Origin of the sequence: Klebsiella sp. MS 92-3 (genome assembly GCF_000195655.1) — a bacterium.
Classification (GTDB): Bacteria; Pseudomonadota; Gammaproteobacteria; order Enterobacterales; family Enterobacteriaceae; genus Klebsiella; species Klebsiella pneumoniae.
Map to the genome: position 1 here is coordinate 6,671 of NZ_GL882732.1, position 4,599 is coordinate 11,269.

General features: G+C 58.7%; 5 protein-coding genes. All 5 read left to right on the plus strand.

Features of this window, described 5'->3' with window-relative positions; translation table 11 throughout:
• Positions 1 to 153: 153 nt before the first annotated feature.
• A complete protein-coding gene (gene ugpB, locus HMPREF9538_RS23615) occupies positions 154 to 1,470 on the plus strand; it encodes a sn-glycerol-3-phosphate ABC transporter substrate-binding protein UgpB (RefSeq protein WP_002920796.1) in 1,317 nt (438 codons plus the stop codon).
• A 106-nt stretch (positions 1,471 to 1,576) separates the two neighbouring features.
• Positions 1,577 to 2,464 carry a sn-glycerol-3-phosphate ABC transporter permease UgpA gene (ugpA, locus tag HMPREF9538_RS23610; RefSeq protein ID WP_002920792.1) on the plus strand — a complete coding sequence of 296 codons (888 nt, stop codon included), beginning with the start codon at positions 1,577 to 1,579 and terminating at the stop codon, positions 2,462 to 2,464.
• The gene (gene ugpE, locus HMPREF9538_RS23605) at positions 2,461 to 3,306 is read left to right on the plus strand and encodes a sn-glycerol-3-phosphate ABC transporter permease UgpE (protein WP_004174009.1); all 846 of its coding nucleotides are present in this window, start codon (positions 2,461 to 2,463) and stop codon (positions 3,304 to 3,306) included. The genes ugpA and ugpE overlap by 4 nt, the downstream gene beginning before the upstream one ends.
• Position 3,307: 1 nt before the next feature.
• Entirely contained in the window at positions 3,308 to 4,378 is a 1,071-nt protein-coding gene (locus tag HMPREF9538_RS23600; protein ID WP_004150074.1) for a sn-glycerol-3-phosphate import ATP-binding protein UgpC, read from the plus strand.
• Positions 4,375 to 4,599: glycerophosphodiester phosphodiesterase family protein (locus HMPREF9538_RS23595; RefSeq protein ID WP_009484080.1), on the plus strand; the 225-nt coding region annotated here is incomplete at its 3' end. The genes HMPREF9538_RS23600 and HMPREF9538_RS23595, both read left to right, overlap by 4 nt.

A 4,599-nucleotide genomic window follows, 5' to 3' on the forward strand; every position in this document is an offset into this window, starting at 1 on the left:
CCCGTCCTTTCATCGGCTTGTCATCTCTCTGACCCGTTACTATCTTTTTTTTGTAATAAAAAAGTTATTTTTCTGTAATTCGAACATGTCATGTTACCCCGCGAGCATAAAACGCGTGAAATCGCGCATCCGGCACAACAAGAGAGATAACCGATGATATCGTTACGACATACAGCTTTAGGACTGGCGCTGAGCCTGGCTTTTGCCGGTCAGGCCCTGGCGGTTACCACCATCCCGTTCTGGCACTCAATGGAAGGCGAGCTGGGTAAAGAAGTGGATTCTCTGGCGCAACGCTTTAACGCGGCCAATCCTGATTACAAAATCGTTCCGGTATACAAAGGCAACTACGAGCAGAGCCTGAGCGCCGGTATCGCCGCCTTCCGTACCGGCAACGCGCCGGCTATCCTGCAGGTGTATGAAGTCGGCACCGCCACCATGATGGCGTCAAAAGCCATTAAGCCGGTCTACCAGGTGTTTAGCGAGGCGGGCATCAAGTTTGATGAATCGCAGTTCGTACCGACGGTGGCCGGGTATTACACCGATTCGAAAACCGGCCATCTGCTCTCCCAGCCGTTTAACAGCTCTACCCCGGTGCTCTACTACAACAAAGACGCCTTCAAAAAAGCCGGCTTAGATCCGGATCAGCCGCCGAAGACCTGGCAGGATCTGGCGGCCTATACCGCGAAGCTGAAAGCCGCCGGGATGAAGTGCGGCTACGCCAGCGGCTGGCAGGGCTGGATCCAGATTGAAAACTTCAGCGCCTGGCACGGTCTGCCGGTGGCCACGAAGAATAACGGCTTCGACGGTACCGACGCGGTTCTTGAGTTCAACAAGCCGGAGCAGGTGAAGCATATCGCGCTGCTCGAAGAGATGAACAAGAAGGGCGATTTCAGCTACTTCGGGCGTAAAGACGAGTCTACCGAAAAGTTCTATAACGGCGACTGCGCCATTACCACTGCCTCGTCCGGATCGCTGGCCGATATCCGCCAGTACGCCAAATTTAACTACGGCGTCGGCATGATGCCTTACGATGCCGACGTGAAAGGCGCGCCGCAGAACGCCATCATCGGCGGGGCCAGCCTGTGGGTGATGCAGGGCAAAGACAAAGAGACCTACACCGGCGTGGCGAAGTTCCTCGACTTCCTGACCAAACCGGAAAACGCCGCCGAGTGGCACCAGAAAACCGGCTACCTGCCGATCACTACCGCGGCCTACGATCTGACGCGTCAGCAGGGCTTCTATGATAAGAACCCGGGCGCCGATATCGCTACCCGCCAGATGCTGAACAAGCCGCCGTTGCCGTTCACCAAAGGTCTGCGCCTGGGCAACATGCCGCAAATCCGCACCATCGTCGATGAAGAGCTGGAGAGCGTGTGGACCGGCAAGAAAACCCCGCAGCAGGCGCTGGATTCCGCCGTGCAGCGCGGAAACCAGCTGCTGCGTCGCTTCGAGCAAGCGACCAAATCGTAATCTGTAACTTGCCCGGTGGCGCTGCGCTTACCGGGCCTACGATGTGCCCTATGTAGGCCGGGTAAGGCGTAGCCGCCACCCGGCATTGTTCAGGAACCCAATCTCAATGTCATCATCCCGTCCGGTATTCCGCTCGCGCTGGCTGCCCTATGTGCTGGTCGCGCCGCAGCTGATTATCACGTTGATTTTCTTTATCTGGCCCGCAGGCGAAGCGCTGTGGTACTCGCTGCAGAGCGTCGATCCCTTTGGCCTTTCCAGCCAGTTCGTCGGCCTGGATAACTTCGTTGCGCTGTTCCACGATCCGTACTACCTGGACTCGTTCTGGACCACCATAAAATTTAGCGCCCTGGTGACCGTCAGCGGCCTGCTCATTTCGCTGTTTTTCGCCGCGCTGGTCGACTATGTGGTGCGCGGCAGCCGCTTTTATCAAACGCTGATGCTGCTGCCGTACGCCGTGGCCCCCGCCGTCGCGGCGGTGCTGTGGATCTTCCTCTTTAACCCCGGGCGCGGGCTGATCACCCATTTCCTCGGCGAGCTGGGCTATGACTGGAACCATGCGCAGAACAGCGGCCAGGCGATGTTTCTGGTGGTCTTCGCCTCGGTGTGGAAGCAGATAAGCTACAACTTCCTGTTCTTCTTCGCCGCGCTGCAGTCGATTCCGCGTTCGCTGGTTGAGGCCGCCGCCATCGACGGCGCCGGGCCGATTCGTCGCTTCTTTAAGCTGGCGCTGCCGCTGATTGCGCCGGTGAGTTTCTTCCTGCTGGTGGTCAACCTGGTTTATGCCTTCTTCGACACCTTCCCGGTGATCGATGCCGCCACCGCTGGCGGCCCGGTGCAGGCGACCACCACTCTGATCTACAAAATCTATCGCGAAGGTTTCGCCGGGCTCGATCTATCCGCTTCCGCCGCGCAGTCGGTGGTGCTGATGTTCCTCGTCATTATCCTGACGGTGGTGCAGTTCCGTTACGTTGAAAGTAAGGTGCGTTACCAATGATTGAGAACCGTCGCGGGCTGACGATTTTCAGCCACACCATGCTGATCCTGGGTATCGCCGTCATTTTATTCCCGCTGTACGTCGCCTTCGTGGCGGCGACGCTGGATAACAAATCGGTATTTGAAACGCCGATGACGCTGATCCCCGGTAGCCATCTGCTGGAGAACATGAAGACCATTTGGGTGAACGGCGTCGGCGTCAACAGCGCGCCGTTCTGGCTGATGATGCTCAACAGCTTCATCATGGCGTTCGCCATTACGGTCGGCAAAATCGTGGTGTCGATGCTTTCGGCGTTCGCTATCGTCTGGTTCCGCTTTCCGCTGCGTAACCTGTTCTTCTGGATGATCTTTATCACCCTGATGCTGCCGGTCGAGGTGCGTATTTTCCCGACGGTGGAGGTGATCGCCAACCTCAACATGCTCGACAGCTATGCCGGGTTAACGCTGCCGTTGATGGCTTCGGCCACCGCTACCTTCCTGTTCCGCCAGTTCTTTATGACCCTGCCGGACGAGCTGATTGAAGCGGCGCGTATCGATGGCGCTTCGCCGATGCGCTTCTTTCGCGACATCGTGCTGCCGCTGTCGAAAACCAACCTCGCCGCGCTGTTCGTCATCACCTTTATCTACGGCTGGAACCAGTATCTGTGGCCGTTGCTGATTATTCAGGATGTGAATCTTGGCACCGCCGTCGCCGGTATTAAAGGCATGATCGCCACCGGCGAAGGTACTACCCAGTGGAATCAGGTGATGGCGGCGATGCTGCTGACCCTGATCCCGCCGGTCGTCATCGTTTTAGCCATGCAGCGCGCGTTTGTGCGCGGCCTGGTCGATAGTGAGAAATAAAATGGCTGGTTTAAAACTACAGGCAGTAAGCAAAAGCTGGGATGGCAAAACCCAGGTAATTCAACCGCTGACGCTGGACGTGGCGGACGGAGAATTTATCGTCATGGTCGGCCCGTCGGGCTGCGGGAAATCAACGCTGCTGCGGATGGTCGCGGGACTTGAACGGGTGACCAGCGGCGATATCTGGATCGATCGTAAACGGGTGACCGAGATGGAGCCGAAGGATCGCGGCATCGCGATGGTGTTCCAGAACTATGCCCTTTATCCGCATATGAGCGTGGAAGAGAACATGGCGTGGGGGCTGAAGATTCGCGGCATGGGTAAGGGATTGATCGCCGAGCGGGTGCAGGAGGCGGCGCGCATTCTTGAGCTGGATGGTCTGCTCAAGCGCCGCCCGCGGGAACTGTCCGGCGGCCAGCGCCAGCGCGTGGCGATGGGCCGCGCCATCGTGCGTGATCCGGCGGTATTCCTCTTCGACGAACCGTTGTCAAACCTCGACGCCAAGCTGCGCGTGCAGATGCGTCTGGAACTGCAGCAGCTGCATCGCCGCCTGAAAACCACCTCGCTGTACGTCACCCATGACCAGGTGGAGGCGATGACCCTCGCCCAGCGGGTGATGGTGATGAACAAAGGCGTTGCCGAGCAGATCGGCACCCCGGTGGAAGTGTATGAGAAGCCAGCCAGCCGCTTTGTGGCGAGCTTTATCGGCAGCCCGGCCATGAACCTGCTGGAAGGGCGCATCAGCGATGACGGCGGTCGCTTTGAGCTGGCGGGCGGCATGCAGCTGCCGACGAATCATGAGCACCGGCGCCACGCTGGGCGTAAAATGACGCTCGGTATCCGTCCGGAGCATTTTATCTTAAGCTCGCAGGCGCAAGGTGGTATTCCGCTGCTGATGGACACCCTGGAAATTTTAGGTGCCGATAACCTCGCTCACGGGCGCTGGGGCGAACAGAAGCTGGTGGTCAGACTGCCGCACCAGCAGCGCCCGGCGGCAGGCAGCACGCTATGGCTGCATCTGCCTTTGGAACATCTGCACCTCTTTGATGGTGAAACAGGACAACGCGCATGAGTAACTGGCCTTATCCCCGCATCGTCGCCCATCGCGGCGGCGGTAAACTGGCGCCGGAGAACACCCTGGCGGCTATCGACGTCGGCGCCCGCTACGGGCACACGATGATTGAATTTGACGCCAAGCTGTCGAAGGACGGGCAGATCTTTCTGCTGCATGACGATAATCTCGAACGCACCAGCAATGGCTGGGGCGTGGCGGGGGGGGGGGGGGGGGGGGGG

Coding starts and splice junctions, on each gene's coding strand:
- ugpB (WP_002920796.1), top strand. CDS start 154: ATGATATCGTTACGACATACAGCTTTAGGACTGGCGCTGAGCCTGGCT.
- ugpE (WP_004174009.1), top strand. CDS start 2,461: ATGATTGAGAACCGTCGCGGGCTGACGATTTTCAGCCACACCATGCTG.
- ugpA (WP_002920792.1), top strand. CDS start 1,577: ATGTCATCATCCCGTCCGGTATTCCGCTCGCGCTGGCTGCCCTATGTG.
- HMPREF9538_RS23600 (WP_004150074.1), top strand. CDS start 3,308: ATGGCTGGTTTAAAACTACAGGCAGTAAGCAAAAGCTGGGATGGCAAA.